Annotated in this window: 19 protein-coding genes; 6 read left to right on the forward strand and 13 right to left on the reverse strand. The window is 67.7% G+C overall.

The window, feature by feature from the left end:
• Positions 1–60 precede the first annotated feature (60 nt).
• Positions 61–651, forward strand: coding sequence for a Uma2 family endonuclease (locus NG1_RS30720; protein ID WP_245660132.1), 591 nt, complete (start codon positions 61–63; stop codon positions 649–651).
• 99 nt (positions 652–750) lie between these two features.
• Here the strand turns inward: NG1_RS30720 and NG1_RS30725 are convergent, their stop codons facing one another.
• A complete protein-coding gene (locus tag NG1_RS30725) occupies positions 751–1200 on the reverse strand; it encodes an anthrone oxygenase family protein (RefSeq protein WP_157114336.1) in 450 nt (149 codons plus the stop codon).
• 29 nt (positions 1201–1229) lie between these two features.
• On the reverse strand, positions 1230–1787 hold the full coding sequence (locus tag NG1_RS30730) for a peroxiredoxin-like family protein (RefSeq protein ID WP_062976677.1): 558 nt from the start codon (positions 1785–1787) through the stop codon (positions 1230–1232).
• A gap of 70 nt (positions 1788–1857) precedes the next feature.
• Here NG1_RS30730 and NG1_RS30735 point away from each other — a divergent pair, with 70 nt between their 5' ends.
• A complete protein-coding gene (locus tag NG1_RS30735; protein ID WP_062976678.1) occupies positions 1858–2469 on the forward strand; it encodes a TetR/AcrR family transcriptional regulator C-terminal domain-containing protein in 612 nt (203 codons plus the stop codon).
• 16 nt (positions 2470–2485) lie between these two features.
• Here the strand turns inward: NG1_RS30735 and NG1_RS30740 are convergent, their stop codons facing one another.
• Positions 2486–3622: a GDSL-type esterase/lipase family protein gene (locus NG1_RS30740; RefSeq protein WP_168434064.1), complete on the reverse strand. Its 1137-nt coding sequence runs from the start codon at positions 3620–3622 to the stop codon at positions 2486–2488.
• Positions 3623–3729: 107 nt separating this feature from the next.
• On the opposite strand from NG1_RS30740, the gene NG1_RS30745 reads away from it, so the two are divergent.
• Positions 3730–4203 carry a MarR family winged helix-turn-helix transcriptional regulator gene (locus tag NG1_RS30745; protein ID WP_040869963.1) on the forward strand — a complete coding sequence of 158 codons (474 nt, stop codon included), beginning with the start codon at positions 3730–3732 and terminating at the stop codon, positions 4201–4203.
• A 115-nt stretch (positions 4204–4318) separates the two neighbouring features.
• On the opposite strand, the gene NG1_RS30750 is transcribed toward NG1_RS30745, so the two are convergent.
• The 6 genes from NG1_RS30750 to NG1_RS30775 all read right to left on the reverse strand — a co-directional run bounded on the left by NG1_RS30750 (position 4319) and on the right by NG1_RS30775 (position 11236).
• Positions 4319–5095, reverse strand: a complete 777-nt coding sequence (locus tag NG1_RS30750; RefSeq protein ID WP_062976682.1) for an SDR family oxidoreductase — start codon at positions 5093–5095, stop codon at positions 4319–4321.
• Positions 5096–5212: 117 nt separating this feature from the next.
• Positions 5213–6163 carry a helix-turn-helix transcriptional regulator gene (locus tag NG1_RS30755; RefSeq protein WP_062976684.1) on the reverse strand — a complete coding sequence of 317 codons (951 nt, stop codon included), beginning with the start codon at positions 6161–6163 and terminating at the stop codon, positions 5213–5215.
• A gap of 20 nt (positions 6164–6183) precedes the next feature.
• Positions 6184–8256 (reverse strand): 5-oxoprolinase/urea amidolyase family protein, encoded by a 2073-nt coding sequence (locus NG1_RS30760; protein ID WP_084499322.1) that lies wholly within the window; start codon positions 8254–8256, stop codon positions 6184–6186.
• On the reverse strand, positions 8253–8867 hold the full coding sequence (locus NG1_RS30765) for an urea amidolyase associated protein UAAP2 (RefSeq protein WP_062976686.1): 615 nt from the start codon (positions 8865–8867) through the stop codon (positions 8253–8255). The genes NG1_RS30760 and NG1_RS30765 overlap by 4 nt, the downstream gene beginning before the upstream one ends.
• On the reverse strand, positions 8864–9616 hold the full coding sequence (locus NG1_RS30770; RefSeq protein ID WP_062976688.1) for a DUF1989 domain-containing protein: 753 nt from the start codon (positions 9614–9616) through the stop codon (positions 8864–8866). Before NG1_RS30770 ends, NG1_RS30765 begins: the two co-directional genes overlap by 4 nt.
• A gap of 84 nt (positions 9617–9700) precedes the next feature.
• Positions 9701–11236: an amino acid permease gene (locus NG1_RS30775; protein WP_062976690.1), complete on the reverse strand. Its 1536-nt coding sequence runs from the start codon at positions 11234–11236 to the stop codon at positions 9701–9703.
• Positions 11237–11457: 221 nt separating this feature from the next.
• Here NG1_RS30775 and NG1_RS30780 point away from each other — a divergent pair, with 221 nt between their 5' ends.
• Positions 11458–12132 carry a TetR/AcrR family transcriptional regulator gene (locus NG1_RS30780; protein ID WP_062976692.1) on the forward strand — a complete coding sequence of 225 codons (675 nt, stop codon included), beginning with the start codon at positions 11458–11460 and terminating at the stop codon, positions 12130–12132.
• Between the two features lie 10 nt (positions 12133–12142).
• On the opposite strand, the gene NG1_RS37205 is transcribed toward NG1_RS30780, so the two are convergent.
• From NG1_RS37205 to NG1_RS30800, 3 genes are all read right to left on the reverse strand, one after another.
• Entirely contained in the window at positions 12143–13177 is a 1035-nt protein-coding gene (locus NG1_RS37205) for a hypothetical protein (RefSeq protein WP_157114337.1), read from the reverse strand.
• A 61-nt stretch (positions 13178–13238) separates the two neighbouring features.
• A complete protein-coding gene (locus tag NG1_RS30795) occupies positions 13239–13778 on the reverse strand; it encodes a hypothetical protein (protein ID WP_157114338.1) in 540 nt (179 codons plus the stop codon).
• A 70-nt stretch (positions 13779–13848) separates the two neighbouring features.
• Positions 13849–14058 (reverse strand): hypothetical protein, encoded by a 210-nt coding sequence (locus NG1_RS30800; protein WP_040869948.1) that lies wholly within the window; start codon positions 14056–14058, stop codon positions 13849–13851.
• Positions 14059–14735: 677 nt separating this feature from the next.
• Here NG1_RS30800 and NG1_RS37210 point away from each other — a divergent pair.
• Entirely contained in the window at positions 14736–16091 is a 1356-nt protein-coding gene (locus NG1_RS37210) for a helix-turn-helix domain-containing protein (protein WP_157114339.1), read from the forward strand.
• The gene (locus tag NG1_RS30815; RefSeq protein WP_062976705.1) at positions 16088–16660 is read left to right on the forward strand and encodes a GNAT family N-acetyltransferase; all 573 of its coding nucleotides are present in this window, start codon (positions 16088–16090) and stop codon (positions 16658–16660) included. Before NG1_RS37210 ends, NG1_RS30815 begins: the two co-directional genes overlap by 4 nt.
• Before the next feature lie 22 nt (positions 16661–16682).
• Here the strand turns inward: NG1_RS30815 and NG1_RS30820 are convergent, their stop codons facing one another.
• Positions 16683–17213 (reverse strand): hypothetical protein, encoded by a 531-nt coding sequence (locus NG1_RS30820; RefSeq protein ID WP_040869942.1) that lies wholly within the window; start codon positions 17211–17213, stop codon positions 16683–16685.
• Positions 17214–17310: the final 97 nt, after the last annotated feature.

Genomic DNA, 17310 nt, shown 5'->3' on the forward strand with positions numbered 1-17310 from the left:
CACTCGAGTGACTACACTCACGTCCAGATCGGCGGCGGTCATCGTCACTGTTATACGAGGTTGGAGGCGGTTTTCATGGCAATGCCGATTCCTCATGCCGACGGGTGGAGAGCTGCCGACCTCGATCAGATGCCCGAAGACGGATTGCGCTACGAGGTGTTGAATGGTCAGCTCGTTGTGAATGCCGCGCCCAAGCCTCGCCATCAGTGGCTGGTCCAATGCCTGGTCCGCGCGTTGGTGGACAGCGTTCCGTCCGGGTGCCTGGTGCTCGAAGGTGTGGGCGTATTGATCGACGACGACGAGCCGATTCCTGATCTGATCGTGGTGAACGGTCCGATAGATTGGGACGATCGCGGGATCCCCGCTGCTCAGGTTCAGCTAGCGGTCGAGGTGGTGTCCAAGTCCACCACCCTGCAAGACCGTATGGTCAAACCTGTCGTGTACGCCGAGGCGGGTATCCCCAATTACTGGCGATTCGAGCCCAACGCCTTCAAGGGGCAGTTGCCGGGGGAGTCTCTCCCCGTTCTATTCGCACACGAAATCGGTGCCGACCGTACCTACGAGCTGACCCACCGGGTACCCGCGGGCAATGCGGTCACCCTGCGCAGTCCCTTCGAGTTCACGATCGACCCGGCGACGCTACTGCCCTGAGCCGCACGGCGTATCCCGCTGAGAAGCCCCTCCAACTCCCGGCATCGACCGTGTGAGGCTCCACCATGTGCCACTCGCGGAAGCCGGTCGAGGGGAGCGCTATGGGCGTGCTTCTTTCACCGGGCGCAGGGTGGTCAGGACGACGAGGAGGAAGGCCACCAGCGCGCAGGCCGTGCGGGCGAAGTGGAACGCTTCCCAGCGGCCGAGGATTTCGGCGTAGTCGGCGGGCGGGCCGGTGACGGCCCATACCTTGATCTTCTGGTTGATCGGGACGTTGCCGAGGCGGGTGAGGAGGAACGCGGCGGCAGCGAGCACGCTCGCGGTACCTGCGAGCAGGCGTGCGCGGCCGGTCGAGCGGGCGGCGAGTACCAGGGTGCTCAGGATGGTCAGGCCCATCAGCGATTGCATGACGACGCCGTTCACGCTCATCAGGGCGGTGTGGAAGGTGAAGCGCACATCCAAAGGGACCCGGCGGAACGCGTACAGGACATTGATGGCCCCGTAACCGAACGCTCCGGCGAGCAGTCCAGCGGGAATCAACGCGAACACCCTGGCTGCTAACGGTCTTGCGGCAATACTCACGCTTCACGCCCCGCCGCGACGAGCGCGAGGAGTTCGTCGACCGACCATTGGTCGTAGACGTGCGTGCCGTGCTTGGCGGCGAGCACGCGGCCGTCGGGAGCGATCAGGAAATCGGCGGGCACTCCGAGACTGCCGCCATCGGGTTTCGCGGGCGGGGCGACCTGCCTGCGGCGCAGGGTCGCGTAAGCGTCGTGGGCGAGGCCGCGCAGGATGGCGGGCCAGCCGCGCGGGTCGAGCAGGGCGCGGGGTGAGGTCTCGACGCCGAATTCGCGGTAGAGCTCGCGGTCCGGGTCGGCGATCACGTCCAGCGGCAATTCGGCGGTGTACTTGCGCAATTCCTCCGCGCCGGAATGGAAGACGACCACTTCGCGGATGCCGGCGGCGGCGATCTCGTCGCGGCGGTTGACGATCGAACGCAGGTGCAGGTTGCACACCGGGCATCCGGCGAAGCGGCGGAACTGGAGGTGGATCAGGTCATCGGGATCCGGTATCCCGACTCGAGCACCGGAGATGGTGACCAGGGTGCGTCCGGAGACGGTGGTCGGCAGCGACATGGGGCTCCTCTCGTAGGTGTACTTCGTACGCCTACGACCAGTATGCGCGTAGCTTGTACGCTGTCAATTCGTGCCCCGTCCTCGCTCGCTGACCACCGCCGATCTCGCCGTGGCGGCCCTCGCCGTGCTCGATCGCGATGGGCTGTCCGCGCTGACCATGCGCGCGGTGGCCCAGGAACTGGGCATGGCCACCATGGCCCTGTACCGCTATGTGCGCGACCGCGATGCGCTCGAGGTGCTGGTGGCCGACCACGTCTTCGCGTCGATCGATACGTCGCTCCCCGCCGGAAGCGGCTGGAAAGACCGGGTGACGGTGCTGCTCGAACATATCCGCGACGGGTTCTCGGCCCATCCGGCCGCCGTGCCGATCGTGCTGCGGCATCGGCAGTCGTCGGTGGAATCGCTGCGCGTGATGGAAGCGATGCTCGCCGTGCTCACCGAGGGCGGATTCACCGGACGCGCCCGCGTCATCGCCCAGCGCACGCTGGTCGCCTTCCTGATCGGCTACCTCCAGAACAAGCACTACGCGCCGTTGCCGGGGCGGGGCACGATCGTGATGGCCGAGCTCCCCGCCGCGGACTATCCGCATCTGGCGCAGACCGCGGGCCAGGCCAAGGGCATGTCGGCCGACGACGAATTCCGAGGCGGCGTCGAGATCGTGCTGCGCGGCCTGGAGCCTTAGCGGGTGGCGCACCGCCTCACCCGAAAAGCGCTGCCACGTCCACGGTTTCGGCCATCGCCCGCGCCCCGGCGTCATTGAGGTGCATGCCGTCGCCGCTGTCGAATTCGGGGCGGATGAAGTCGGGCCGTGCCGGATCCTCTACCGCGCGTGCCACATCGAACACCGAATCGAAGACGTCGGTGCCGCGCAGCCATTCGTTCACGTGCCTGCGGGCCGGCTGCGCCTCGGCCACGTGCAGGCCTTCGTAGACGACGCCGGCGTAGGGGCCGATCGTGGCGGCGTGGACGGTGAGCCCCGCCGCGTGCGCCCGCCGCGCCAGGGCGGTGAAGCCCGCGATCAGTTCGTCCGCGGTCGCGGGGGGCTGCCCGGTCATGCCGCCGAGGCCGAGGTCGTTGATGCCGAAGTTGATCAGCACGCTGGTCACGCCGGGTACGCCGAGCGCGTCGCGGTCGAAGCGCGCCAAGCCCGCCTCGCCCACTCGGTCGAGCAGCAGCCGATTTCCCGCGATGCCCTGGTTGACCACCCAGCCTCGGTTCAGGCGCGTGTTGAGGACGTCCACCGACCGGCGATCGGCGCCCGGTGTGGTGCCGACGCCTTCGAACCAGGAATCGCCGAACGCCACGGCCACCGGCGTTTCCGCGGGCGCGAGCACGTCGACGCCGACCACGTAGAACCGTCCGGGAAACTCCTCGGCGGCCGCGAGCGCACTCTCGGAGACGACGTTGCCGTCCGCGATGAAGGCGGTTTCCCCTGGTTGGTGCGAGAAGGTCGCCAGGCCGGTTGGCCCGGGCAGGTAGAGGCTCAATGCCAGATCCGTGCCCGCCGAGACGGCGAGGTCCACCGGATCGCTGAACACTTCGCCGCCCACCGGCACCACTACTTGCTCGGCGCCGCCGAACCGCAGCGCGGTGTCGGTCTCGGAGACGATCTCGCTGCCCGTCTTGCGCAGGGCGACTCGCGCCGCGCCGATCGTCAGCGGCGTCTTCCCGTAACGGTTGGTCAACCCGACCCGCACCCGCGCACCGACGCCCGCCAGGTGCAGCACTTGGCGCACCGTCTGGTCGGTGAACGCATACGAGTCCGCGAACTTGATCGGCTCGTCCGGGTCGATCACGGCGGTGCGGAATCCGGCGATCCAAGCGGTGGACGACATGGGAACCTCCATTAGTTGCTGCGAGGAATAATGCGTATGCATATTTCTACGGCTACTTATTCCTCGTGTCAACTATCCGCGAAGAAACAGTCGGGTAGGTTTCGCCCATGGACCTGAACGAGCTGTTCGACGACCCGCGCCTGACGACGATGGGTCTGCTGTTCGAGGCGCACAGCGGCGTGCTTGCCAAGTTGGAGCCGGTGTGGAACGCGCACGGCTTGTCCGGACTGGATCTGAACGCCCTGATGCGGCTGAGCCGTTCGCCGGGGCGCAGGCTGCGCATGTCGGAGCTGGCGGTGCAGACCGCGCTGTCCACCAGTGGCGTCACCCGGCTGGTCGATCGCCTGGCGCGCGGCGAGCTGGTGGAGCGCGAGCTGGACCCGGGAGATCGGCGCAGTGCCTACGCGGTGCTCACCGAGGCGGGCGCGGCGCGGCTCGCGCAGGTGCTGCCGGACTATCTGGCCGCCGTCGACCGCTGGTTCGTCGGGTTGCTGACACCCGCGCAGCTGGCGGCGTTGTCCGAGGCGCTGCGTGTCATCCGGGACGTCTCGAACCCCGAGGCCACGTTCCGGATGGACTGAGCATCACCGCGCGTTCGCGGCGAGCAGCCGTTCGAGGCCGTCCAGGATCAGTTCCAGGCCGAAGCCGAAATCGGCGATGCCCGAGTGCTTTCCGTCGATCACCAGCTGGGCCGGGTCATCCGGCCAGGACCGCGCCCCGGCGCTCGGCGAGGTAGTCCGCCCAGGTCAGCTCGCCGACGTCGGCGCCATCGGTGACCAGGTTCGCGCCCGCGCGATAGACCCGGCCCGCTTTGCCCGGCACCGGCGTGGTCAGCAGCGCACGCCGCTTGCCGAGCACCGCCAGGTAGTCGCGGACCAGCTCGCGCATACCCAGTACTTCGGGTCCCACCAGATCCGGCACCCGGCCGGCGGGCGCGGCGACGGTCAGCTCCGCCAGCCGGGCCGCCACCTCACGCACGCGCACCGGCTGGAGTCGCACGCCGCCCAGGACCGGCAGCACCGGCGATTTCAGCATCGTGTCCACCAGTTGGGGCACGAAATCGTGGAACTGAGCGGCGCGCAGGGTGGTCCAAGGGATACCCGACTCGGCGACAGCCTGTTCGGCGGCGAACTTCGCGCGGAAGTAGGTCAGCGGAAGCAGTTCGGCGGCGGTGACCGAGATATAGACGATGTGCCCGACGCCCGCGGCGGCAGCGGCCCGCAACAGGTTCGCGGTGGCCACCTCGTCGCTCTTGGCGTCGCCCGCCAGGTGCAGGATGGTGTCGACGCCCGCCACCGCGGCAGCGATGCCCTTGTCGCGCAGCAGATCTCCGGTGACGAAGCGCACGCCGCCGTCCGGGCGATGTTCGGTGCGGCTCAGCACGCGCACGTCGGCACCCCGCTCGAGCAGCAGCGGCAGCACCTCGCGGCCCAGGGTTCCGGTGCCGCCGGTGACCAGGATCTTCGCGGTCATGACTGTCTCCGATCTCGTCGGTGCCGATGGGGCGTTCCCATCGCTTCACCGAGACGACGACGCGCGGGCGCGAACTGTGACATCGAAGCCGTCGCGGCCGTCCCGGCCCGAACCGGGTCAGCCGCCCGCCGCGCCGAGGCGGGCGGCGAGTTCGCGCAGGTGTGCGACGAGTTCCGGCGGTTCGTGCACCCGGAAGGGAAAGCCGAAGCCCGCGACGTAGATCGCGAGTTCGTCCAGCGAATCGGACCCGGTGCGGAGCACGCAGCTTTCGGCGTCCACCGCCTCGATCACTCCCACCGTCGGGGCGATTCGCTCGGCGGCCACATCCGCCGTGACCCGCAGGGTGATGCGGGCGGCGTAGCGGTACGGCGCGGTCGTGACGCCACGGGAGAGGTAACCGGTCAGGTCGGTGTCGGGCGCCTCGCGCGGGGTGAAGCGGGGGCCGGTCGGAATGCGGGGGAGCAGGCGGTCCACGCGGTAGGTGCGCCAATCCGCGCGATCGACGTCCCAGCCGACGAGATACCACCGCCTGCCCGTGTGCACCAGGCGGTGCGGCTCGGTGGCGCGCACGGACGTGGCGCCGTCGTGGGTGCGGTAGTCGAAGCGCAGGCGGTGGTTGTCCCGGATGGCGGCCGCGACGGCGGTGAGAGCGTCCGGGTCGACCGTCGGGCCGCCCGCGGGCACGGTGACCGTCGCCGCTTGGAGCATGCGCACGCGGTAGCGCAGCCGTGCGGGCAGCACCTGCTCTAGTTTGGCGAGGGCGCGCAGCGAACTGTCCTCGATGCCCGCGATGGTGCCGCCCGCCGCGGTGCGCAGGCCGAGTGCCACGGCCACCGCCTCGTCGTCGTCCAGCAGCAGCGGCGGCAGCTTCGCGCCCGCGCCGAGCCGGTAACCCGCCACACCGGGCGTCGCGTCCACCGGGTAACCCAGGTTGCGGAGCTTGTCGATATCCCGGCGGACGGTGCGCACGTCCACGTCGAGTCGTTCGGCCAGTTCGGCGCCGGTCCAGTCGCGGGGGGATTGCAGCAGCGACAGCAGACGCAGCAGGCGGGCCGACGTTTCCAACATGGGAGAAGTCTGCCCGACAGCTAGGACAGTTTCTGTCCTGAACTCGTCAACTCTCCCGTCGAGCGCCAGGATGTCCGTTCGGCCGTGAAGGCTTCCGCCTGCTTCGCGCGGAATTCCTCGATGGAGGCTGCGTTCTCGGCCAGGAACGCCCGGTAGTCCGCCAGACGGAACTCGCCGTCCTCGGCGCGCACGCGCGCATTGCCCGCGGTGAAATCGGCGCGCAGGTCGAGGAGTTCTTCCGCTTCGACCGGATACCAGCGAATGCGATCGAAATAGCGCAACAGCCAGGGGGTTTCGTCTCCTGACGCGGTGCGGTCCGCGCCAGGGGAGACCGCGGGCGCCACACCGGAGCGGTGATTCCACACCTGCGTGGTGCGCCCGACGAACTGATAGCCGCCCGGCCCCTCCATTCCGTAGACGCACAGGTAGGCGCCGCCGATGCCGACCGCGTTCTCCGGCGTCCAGGTGCGGGCGGGATTGTATTTCGTGGTGACCAGCCGGTGCCGGGGATCGGTGGGTGTGGCGACCGGCGCGCCGAGGTAGACGTCGCCGAGGCCGAGCACCAAGTACTCGGCCCCGAACACGGTGTCGTAGACGTCGGAGACGGAAGCCAAGCCGTTCATGCGGCGAATGAACTCGATATTCCACGGGCACCAGGGCGCGTCGGAGCGCACGCCGTGCATGTAGCGGGTGATCGCCTCGCGCGTGGACGGATCGTCCCAGGACAGCGGCAGGTGGACGACCCGGCTCGGCACGACCAGCTGGTCGGCGGCGGGCAACCGCGCCTCTGTCTCGGCGAGCAGGCCGAGCAGCGCGGGCACGGACAGGACGTGTGGATCGACCCGGATCTGCAACGAGCGGATGCCGGGGGCCAACTCGGTGACGCCGCGCACCCCGGCGGCGAGCAGGTGCTGGTGCAGGGCGTGCACGCGGGCGCGCAGGCCGAGATCCAAGGCCATGGCGCCGTATTCGACGAGCACGCCGTCGTCACCCGCGCGGCGGTAGGTCACCGCGGTCTCGTCGTCGACCTCGGCGCGGCGCAACACCCCGTCGTCGCCGTCGCCGCCCGCCGACAGCACGGTGGGCCACGCGGCCCGGCGCGCGCGCCCGAGCTCCCGGAGGGGGGCCGCGTGGTCACCGCGCACCGGCACGAACCGCACGCTGTCGCCGGGCGACAGCTGACCCAGTTTCCAGCGGTCGGCCGCCACGACGGTGACCGGGCAGACGAAACCGCCGAGACTCGGCCCGTCCGGACCCAACAGGATGGGAGTGTCGCCCGTGAAGTCCAGCGCGCCGACCGAATACGGGGTGTCGTGGATGTTCGACGGATGCAGTCCCGCCTCGCCGCCGTCGGTGCGGGCCCATTCCGGCTTCGGCCCGATCAGCCGGACGCCGGTGCGGTCGGAGTTGAAGTGCACTTCGTAGTCGGTGCCGACGATGGTCTCGAAGTCGGCACGGGTGAAGAACTCCGGCGCACCGTGCGGGCCCTCGGTGACCGCGAGTTCCCAGCGCCGCGTGAGCACGGGTTGTTCGTCCATCGCCACGCCCGCCGTGACCCGGCCGTGGTGCGCGCCCAGTGGCAGCGAGTCACCGGCGCGCAACGCGCCGCCGGTGCCGCCGCCGAAGCGGCCGAGCGTGAACGTGGCCGCGCTGCCGAGGTATTCGGGTACGTCGATGCCGCCCGCGATCAGCACGTAGCAGCGCATGCCCGGTCCGCGCACCGCGCCGACGTCCAGTACGCCGCCCGCGGGCACCCGTACCGTCCGCCACTGCGGCACGGCGACGCCGTCCACGGTCACCTCCGCCGGGGCGCCGGTGACGCAGACCCGGGCCGGTGCGCCGAACCGCAGCGCGGGGCCGCCGAGGGTGCATTCCAGTCCGGCGGCGCCCTCGTCGTTGCCGAGTGCTCGGTTCCCCAGCCGGAACGACAGATCGTCCATCGGCCCCGACGGCGGCACGCCGACGTGCCAGTACCCGATCCGGCCCGGCCAGTCCTGCACGGTGGTGAGCATGCCGGGGCGAACCACGTGCACGCCGGGTCGCACCGTCTCTGTCTGCGCCGACCCGGCCACCGGTAGCTCGGCGACGGTCATCGCGACACCACCATCCGCACCGGCGTGGGGTCGAACCCGTTGCAGGGGTTGTTGATCTGCGGGCAATTCGACACCAGCACCAGCGTGTCGATCTCGGCGCGCAGCGTGACCCGCTTGCCGGGCGCGGACAGTCCGTCCACGATGCCCAGCGTGCCGTCCGCCTCGACCGGAACGTTCATGAACCAGTTGATGTTCGACACCAGGTCGCGTTTGCCCAGCCCCCAGCGCAAGGCCTCGGTGAGGAAGTTCTCCACGCAAGCGTGCTGGTGGCGGGTGTGCCTGCCGTAGCGCAGCGTGTTCGATTCCTGTGAGCAGGCGCCCGCGATGGTGTCGTGGTTGCCGACGTCGTCGGCCACGACGGTCATCAGCGTGGTGCCCGCGTCGGTGCGCAGTGCGCTGCCGGTGGTGAGGAAGATATTGCGCTGGGTGGCGACCGTGGCCTGCGCGCTGTAGCGGTCGGCGTGATCGGCCGCCGAGTACAGCAGGCAGTCCACCGCCTGGTTGCCGTGCAGATCGATGATCTCCAGGTGCTCTCCCGCGTGGACCACGGCCGACCACGGCGCGCGGGCGGGGACGGTCTCGTCGAGCACGATGGCGCGGGCGGTGGTCATGCGGTTGCCTCCAGGGTCAGGGCGGCCGTCCAGGCTTGTTCGGTGTTCTGCACCGCCCGTCGGTATTCCGGGTCGTCGTTGACGGGTGTGGCGAGGTCTTCCGGCGCGGCCCAGGCGACGAAGTCGAGGTCCGTCGCGGGCCGGTCGTCCAGCGGGTGCGCGGAGTTTGCCACCAGCACGGTGACCGGCAGGTGCGTGAGCAGATCGACGCAGGAGCCCGCGCCCGCACTGCCGGTGGCGGTGAGCGCGCCGTCGTGCTCCACCCGCACGCCGCGGAAGAACGAGACCGTCGGTCCGATGTCGCGCGGCGCCAGCCCGTGTTTGGCGCCCGCGAGTCGCAGCAGGTGGCGGGCCTCCGCGGTCGGCCCGCAGAGTGCGTCGTGGTGGCCGGAGGTGTCGTCGAGCACGGTCGCCAGCACGCGGCCCTGGTCCGACAGCAGCGGGTGACCGCCGTCCAGATACGCCTGCCACGGCACCTTGACCGTGTCGGCCACGTTCAGGCGCTCCCACGGGGCGTCGGTGCGCACCAGCAGCAGGTGCGCGCAGGCCGCGCCGTCCGGATCGGACAGGCGCACGCGGGTGCCGCGCCCGAGGGCGATGTTCGCGTAGCCGCCCGGCGGAATTCGCTGCGCGAAGGTGAGCTCGGCGGCGGAGATGCCCGCGGGCAGCGCGGGCTCCGCGATCGTCGCCGCCGCGGCCTGCGCCCGTGCGTGCGCTCGCGCGCCGGAGGTGTCCGCAGTGGTTGTCACGATGAATTCCTCTCGGAGATCGGTTGTTCGAAACGGCGACCGGGTTGCGGCGGTGCCCGGCAGCGCACCGCCGCACCGGGGCGTTCAGGCCGGTTGCGGCGCGGGCTCGGCGCTCGCGAGACCGCGTGACCAACCGACCACGAAGCGATGCACCAACACGCCGACGGCGAGCACAAGGAGCACGAAAAGCGGTGCGGCCCAGAGCATCCACCAGCCGCCCCCGTCCGGGGCGTAGACGTCGGCGCGAGGCCAGGCGAGATTCACGACCATCGCGATGCCCCAGACCACCGCGAGCGCGTTGATCGGAATACCGAACCGGCCCAGGCCGAACAGTCGCGCGTCGGTGCCCGCGTCGGGTAGACCGGTGCACCGGCGGATCAGCAATGGCACCGTCACCAGCAGGTAGGCCAGATACAGCGTTACGATGCAGACGCTCGCCAGCGTCGCGAAGATCGCGGCGTTGCCGAGGTTGAGCGCCAGCAGGCCGATGCCGAGCGCGCCGATCACGACGGCGGGCAGCACCGGCGTGCCGTACCGCGGGTGCACCGCGGCGAGCCTGGCGGCGAACGGCAGCTTCCCGTCCCGCGCCATGGAGAACATCAGCCGCGAGCCGGCGGTCTGAATCGCCAGGGTGCACACGGTGATCGCGACCGCCACGCAGCCCAGCAGCACCTTGCCCGCCGGGCTGTCCAGCTTGGCGGTGAGCACGTAGGCCAGGCCCTCCGAGGACAGCGCGCCGTCGGACAGGCTCGGTGCGGCCATCAGCGCGCCCAGCAGCATCAGCCCGCCGCCCAGCGCCGAGACCGACAGCGCGGTGAGGATGGTGCGCGGCGCGACCCGGCGCGGGTTCTTGGTCTCCTCGGAAAGCTCTCCCGCGGAATCGAACCCGACCATGACATAAGCCGCCATGAGCCCCGACACCAGGAAGGCGGCCCAGTAGGGACCCGGCGCGGCCTGATCGGTGTGCAGCACCACACTCGGTCCGCGCTCGGCGGTGGTGAAGAACAGCGCGATGATCGCGAGGACGCCGACGATCTCGACGGTGACGCCGATCGAATTGATCCGGGCCATCAGGTCGATGCCGAGCACGTTGATCAGCGTGGTCACGACGAGCAGGATGCTGCCGAGCAGTACGGCGTTGGTCGCGCCGGACGGCGAGGTGAGCGCGGTGTCGGTACCGACGAGCTGGAATCCGCTCCAGATCGACGGCAGCACCACCTGTAGGGCGATCGCCGCCGCCGCGGCGGTGACGATCTGCGCGATGATCATCATCCAGCCCGCGAACCAGCCGACGAGTTCGCCGCCGAGCCGTCGGGACCATTGGTAGATGCACCCCGAGATCGGGTAGCGCGCGGCCAGTTCGGCGAAGTTGAGCGCGACGAGGAACTGTCCGGCGAACACGATCGGCCAGGTCCAGAAGAAGGCGGCTCCGCCGAACGAATAACCGAAGCCGAAGAACTGGAAGATCGTGGTCAGGATCGAGACGAAGGAGAAACCTGCCGCGAACGAGGCGTAGCGCCCGAGTTTGCGGTGCAGGACGGGCTGGTAACCGAACCGGGCGAGGTCGGCGCCGTCACCGGTGAGATCGGGCGGCGGGGGCGGGGCGAGCGTGGTGGCCATGGGCGGTCCTTCGGCGATCGGCCAATAACTATCAGACGACAGTTTTGCGGCCGCGATCGCGCTTTCGGTGACCTGTGTGTATCGCTTCCGCGACCTCCGGTAACTTCTGCGTTGCCGTTATTTCTATCAAGTGACAGAAAACGCGCCGGTGGTTGATCCCGGCTCGTGCGTACCCCCGCCCGCACCGGAGCGTCCCCGCGCCGACCTGCCAGAATGGGCCGGTGGCAAACCTCGGTCCCGGACGGCCGCGCGTCGAACAGCGGCGTCGACGCGGATCGACGCCGCGCGCCGAGATCCTCGACGCCGCAGGCGAACTGTTCACCACCAACGGTTACGCCAACACCTCCACCCGTGCGATCGCCGACGCGGTCGGCATCCGCCAGGCTTCGCTGTACCACCATTTCGCGGCCAAGGACGACATCCTCGACGCGTTGCTCGCCGGAACCGTCGCGGCACCGATCGAATTGGCCGAGCGGCTGCGCGCGGCGCCCGAGCCGGTGCCGGTCCGGCTGTACGCGCTGGCGCTGTTCGATGTGCGGCAACTGTGCGCCTCGCGCTGGAACCTGGGTGCGCTGTACCTGCTTCCGGAGTTGCGCACCGAGCGCTTCGCCGCGTTCCGCCTGCGCCGCGACGAATTGCGCGGACATTACGAGACTTTGGCGGCCCAGGTGCTCGCCGAGGTAGGCGCGGTGAGCGTGCCGGGTACGCAGTCGCTGCCGTTCCGGTTGGTGGAGACGGTGATCAGCATTCGCTCCGACGAAGGAGCCGCGCCCAGGTACGCCGAGCGCACGATCCCCGGGGCGGTACTGCGCACGCTCGGCTGGTCCGGAGATCTCGACCCGATCCGGGCCGAGGCGATCGTGCTGCTGGACCGCCTGGCAATGCCCACCCCATGACACGGTACGGCTACCGATTGCGCTCGATCCCCCGGCTCCGATCCTGGCTGTGCAAATAGCCCCGCACAACCGGCGGAGCATGACCCAGCGGCTCCCGCACCGCCGCCGACGGCGGTTCCGCTTGACCGAGCCCCAGAATCTTCACCACCTCCGGTGGTATTCCGCGCGCTTGCAGCCGCGCCAGATGTTCCGCGCGCTCCTTCTCCGCTGCCGCGCGTTCGTTCTCGGCTGCCGCACGTGCCTCGGCCGCCTCTCGGGCCGCCCGTTCCCCAGTGTCGGCGGCCGGTCGTTCTTCCCGCTTGTTAGGCGCCGGGAATTCCTGTGCCACCCGTTCGGCGGCCTCACGTTCGACCCTTGCACGCTCATCGACCCCGCGTGCTTGTCTGGTTCGCTCGGCTTCTTCTCGCGCTTGTCGATCGCGCTCGGGGGCTTCCGCCCGACCACGCGTGGCACCATCGCGGAACCTCAGCATAATCCGGAACTTCTCGGCTCGCTCACGTGCTCGCGCAAGCTCGGCGATTTTTTCCCGACGATTCTGTAAAGCTTGTACCTTCCCCTGTCGAGCTTTCTCACGGATACCCTGCAATTCGAGCTGCTGCGCTTTACCGCGCTCCACGACGAGGCCTCTGGCCCAAATCTCGCGGGCATCGGATCGTGAAATAAGCTTGTGCTGAAATTGGCTCGAAAAATCGCGAATCAAGCCGTCTATCAGTTTTTGCAGGTCTTTCGCGACCGGCTCACCTTCGACGGATCGCAACATGTGCTGATGGTTCGGGTTCTCTTTGAGGATCTCCCGCATCGCCTCCAGTTGCTTTTTGTCTTTATTTCCTTCGATCCGGCCGGATTTGTCTTCTATGGTGAATGTCCGGGCGCCGACTTCTTTGGAGTGGTCGACCCGGATTCTCCCCTTCGTGGTTTCATATATTCGCGACCCCGGGGCGTATCCGTTCTCGCGGTCGCGGAAGAATCGATCGATACCGTTCTCGAATATCCTGCCGCGCTCATGACTCGGGACCTTGTCGCGGTCTCTGTCGTACCCGTCCATCGCTGGACACACCCCCCCAGATGAGCGGAAAGCACTGGCCAAGAAATTCGTGGGCGAGCCCTCATCGGGCAGTGGAGGCTTCTTCCTCGAGTTTCTCTTGGTGATAGCCTGCATACTCGCGAAAGATGGCGGCCATTGTCGAGAACATTCCGTCGTGGACATCCGGGTCGAATTCGATCATGCTTCCCATCAGTCCCCATATGGTGTCTACGTCTTCATCCAATGTGTCGAATAGAAGGGCCGGATTCACGTGGTCATAAAATGAATGATCACGACCGAACCATTTGTATTCGATCCACTCGGCACCCGCGTATTTGATGAAGCACTCGCCGATGAAACAGATGAAAGCGTCCGTCATGTCGGCTTTCTCGGGTCTCATCGCTGTAGCCAAGTCCGGGAACAGGTCGGCAATAATAGAATCGAGTCGCTCGACCTCCGCTGAGTCTTCCGCCCACGGCTCCGAAGGAATCTCACGGATGCCTGCATAGTCCATGAACTTCCGGACCTGCGCCGCGCGGCGGTCCGGGTCGACCCATTTCCCCCATGCGGTCTGCTCGACGGGTACGCCGAGATCCATGGTCAACTGCTCATCGTTCCCCACGCCCAGCTCCTTCTCGTCTTGGTCCGAACAGGTCAGTGTCGCGCGTATATAGTCACCGGGCAAGGAGCCTTCATCGCTCCAGGTACAACCTCTCATTCGGTAGCCTGGGCCAGCCCTCGGCATTATCGGGAAGCACGTGCACCGCGTCAACGTAGTGGCGTTTCCGGTGCTCTTCGATGAACGTCGACGCGGCAGTGCGGCATGCCGCGAAGTCGAGCCGGACGCCGTGCAGGAACACCGACAGATGCACATCCGGATCGTTCGGCAGCGGAGAAGTCATCGCGCTTTGCCCCCGGGTCATCGACTACCCGGAGCGCTACATGCCCGGATGGACTCGACCACAACCATTCCGGACGGACGAAACCGGTCCCGGGGTGCCTCTATCCAATGCCTGACAGCGCCGGACTCGGCTGTGGGCGACGGCAGTGCAACCGTGCCGCCCTCCCGGACAATCGACACGTCGAGCCGAAACATCTCCGCGAAAAGCCGTGTGTCGTCTGGAAGATCCTGCCGCACAATGTAGGTCCACCTGTTCGAGCGAGGATGCGCCACGATCGGCCCTGTCGCATCCCTGCGGCGCTGCATGACTTGCCTGACGGCTCGCCCTAACGGAGCGGGCATTGTCAACGCTCCGACGTGTGACGCGCGCATGATGATACGCCCCAGCTCGGGTGGGTCGATCACAGCGGGCAGATCACACACGCGCCGGTAGAAGTGGCAGCGAGACCGGGGTGTGTCCCCGAAAGGTATGTGTGCCATCGATGTTGGGCCTCTTGGTCAGGTTGCTCGGCGTTGGTGTGCGCCCGCCGCCGGGGAGCCGATCAAGGCATCGCATCGACCCGGCGGCGGGGCTCTTCCAGCTTGTCCGCGCTGAGCATGTGATCCCAGGTACAGAACTCGACCCGAGGTCGTACGCTTCTCGTACGGACCGTTGGAGGCACGGGCGAGGGGCGGGTAATGATCGTCAGCACGTGGACACGGAAAGAAGTCCGAGCCCTGCGCGAAGTTGGTTTGCGCATGACACAAGAAGAGTTCGCGGAGAAAGTCGGATTTCAGACCGCGACTGTGCAGAAGTGGGAGCAGAAGGCTACAACTGAGCGTCCGGTCAAGGGGCGGTCGGCCGAAGCACTCGACACGGTTTACGACTGCCTCGAACCGGCGCAGCGGGAGCGGTTCTGGCACCAGTTGGCAGGTATACCTTCGCAAACCGCAGGGCATCCTGTTCCGGGCAGCACAGAAACCATTCAGTCCGAACAGGCCAATGCTGGTGACGGTGCGGTCGGTCTGCATGTGCGGGAAGTCGAGGACGACGTGAAGCGGCGTGAGTTCAACAAGCTAGCTACGGTAGGCGCTGTCGCGGTGCTCATCCCGGACAGCTTCGGCCGAATCGGTATGAGTGACGTTCAGCGGCTGTCGGCCGATGTCGACGCACTCGATCAGGAGGATCAGCGCACAGGCGGTGCGCAATTGGTCGGTCTTGCCGTCGAAAAGCTGACGCACGCCTTGGACCGGCTGCAAACCGGTGTATTCGATTCCACTACTGGCAGTGCCTTCACCAAGGCGACCGGAGAACTTGCCGTGCTCGCCGGGTGGTTGGCCTACGACGCAGACCGGCACCGCCTTGCGCGCCGGTGCTTTGCTGATGCCATGGCGCTCGGCACCGAAGCCAATGATGATGATCTCATCGCACACACTTGCCTGTACGCGGCGAATCAATCCAGCTCCCTTGCACGCGCCGGTCGAGGAGGAAGCCCGCACAAAGCACTGCAACTGGCCGATCGTGCCCGCACTCTCATGCGCGGTCGGCCACCAGGTCGGATACATGCCTTGATCGCCGTTCGTGAGGCGCAGGCCTACGGAGTGCTCGGTGATCGAATGGCATTCGGGCGTGCTATCGCGACTGCCTGGCGAGAGTTGGATCAGGCCATGCAGTCCGAACCGCTGGAGGAAGTTCCGCAGTGGCTGCGATTCGTAACTTACTCGGAGATCGCCGACCACGAGGCCCGCGGCTATGCGGACATAGGCGACCTGCGCCAATCTGTCGAACTGTACGCGGCTGCCGTCGACCACCCTGCGGCGATGCGTAACGCCACAATCGTCCGCGCATGGTCGGCCGCTACCAGGGCTCGCCTCGGCGATATCACCGGCGCGCTCGAGCATGGGTTCCCGGCGTTGTCGGAACTGTCTGCCATCGCATCGACACGCACACTGCGCCGCCTCGAGCCGGTTCGAACAGCAGTCGATCGGTTGCCCGCCGGTGCGGAGTTCCGCGAGTTGTACGACTCCCTGACGCAGAAGGCGGTGATCATATGACCGGCTTGCCGGATGGCGTGAAATTCGAGCACTACACAGCGGCCGAAGCACGCGCGCGAAGAGAGATCGTCGAGTATGTCTACCGCCGTTCATACGTCGATGCCATCGCCTCTGGAGATCCGTTCGATTCGCCTTCGGAGTTCATGCGCCGGTTCGATTCCTACACCGGTCCCCGTGGCAGCGGGTTCGCGTATGTGCTTGCCCGAGTCGACGGCGAACCTGCCGGTCAAATCTGGGGATGGCCGCTACCCCCGAACGCGCGATGGTGGACAGGACTGCATCTCGACAGCGGCGACCTGGAGAAATTCACTACCGAAGACGGTGCGCGCACGTTCGGTCTCAGCGAAATCATGGTGTGCGCGGAATATGCCGGGCAGGGCATAGCGCGGGCGATGCATGACGAACTACTGGGTTCCCGAACCGAACAGCGCGCGACACTGCTCGTCGAAGCGGACAACGAGCGCGCCTACGAGCGCTATCTGCGTTGGGGCTGGGAAAGAGTCGGGTGGCTTCGCCCATCGTGGCCTGACGCCCCGCGTTTCGATGTGCTGATCCACGAGTTGCGCTGAGCGGAAAGACCAAAGATCCGTCTCAGTGGGTCGGCGGCGCGATCTGCCAGTGCTCCTGTAGCGCGCCCGCGATCTGCGGGAGCACGGTCACCGGAATGCGCTTGCGCCGCAGGATCGCCCTTATCTCCGTGACCTGATCGCGTTTGCGCAGGTCGTAGGCGCCCGCGACGGGGCGGACCACCGGCGGGATGGACAGCAGCACCAGCTCGCCGTGCGGCTCGTCGCCACCGGACAGATCCAGCGCCAGCGACCAGCGGGAGCGCTCGTCGAGGGTGAAGCGCCCGGCCACCACCCGGTCCCACGAGATGCTGGAGACCGTCCACGGCTTGCGCCGGTAGATGGCGTGGTCGGTGAGCACGATGGCGTCCCTGGTGAACAACGCGGCCAGCACCGCGATACCGACGACGGCTCCGGCCAGCAGTCCGGTGAACACCCGGTTCACCCCGAACGCGGCGACGAACGAGCCGCAGATCGTGACGGTCGCCAGGATGCCGAACACGCTGTAGAGCGCGGCGCGCTGGGTCGGGACCACACCTGCCCGCACCGTTGTCATCTCACCTACCTGCCTCGGGCGCATTTCCGGCTCACGCTACCGCGTCGCGCACCGGCGCACACCTGGCGGTTTCCCAGATGTGGCCGATGCGCGGGCG

Source organism: Nocardia gamkensis NBRC 108242 (assembly GCF_001612985.1).
Classification (GTDB): Bacteria; Actinomycetota; Actinomycetes; order Mycobacteriales; family Mycobacteriaceae; genus Nocardia; species Nocardia gamkensis.